This is a genomic window from Massilia aurea (assembly GCF_040790145.1).
GTDB lineage: Bacteria > Pseudomonadota > Gammaproteobacteria > Burkholderiales > Burkholderiaceae_D > Telluria > Telluria aurea_C.
The window spans coordinates 1-521 of the sequence record NZ_JBFMMP010000045.1; the positions used below are offsets into that span (position 1 = coordinate 1).

The window sequence follows — 521 nt, forward strand, 5'->3', positions numbered from 1 at the left end:
CCGTAACACAGGTGCTGCATGGCTGTCGTCAGCTCGTGTCGTGAGATGTTGGGTTAAGTCCCGCAACGAGCGCAACCCTTGTCATTAGTTGCTACATTTAGTTGAGCACTCTAATGAGACTGCCGGTGACAAACCGGAGGAAGGTGGGGATGACGTCAAGTCCTCATGGCCCTTATGGGTAGGGCTTCACACGTCATACAATGGTACATACAGAGGGCCGCCAACCCGCGAGGGGGAGCTAATCCCAGAAAGTGTATCGTAGTCCGGATCGCAGTCTGCAACTCGACTGCGTGAAGTTGGAATCGCTAGTAATCGCGGATCAGCATGTCGCGGTGAATACGTTCCCGGGTCTTGTACACACCGCCCGTCACACCATGGGAGCGGGTTTTACCAGAAGTAGGTAGCTTAACCGCAAGGAGGGCGCTTACCACGGTAGGATTCGTGACTGGGGTGAAGTCGTAACAAGGTAGCCGTATCGGAAGGTGCGGCTGGATCACCTCCTTTCTAGAGTAGCACCGGAG

At 54.9% G+C, this 521-nt stretch carries 1 rRNA gene; it reads left to right on the forward strand.

Going from position 1 to position 521, the window contains the following annotated elements:
* A 16S ribosomal RNA gene (locus tag AB2N08_RS22920) occupies window positions 1-504 on the forward strand; the annotation flags it as partial.
* Window positions 505-521: the final 17 nt, after the last annotated feature.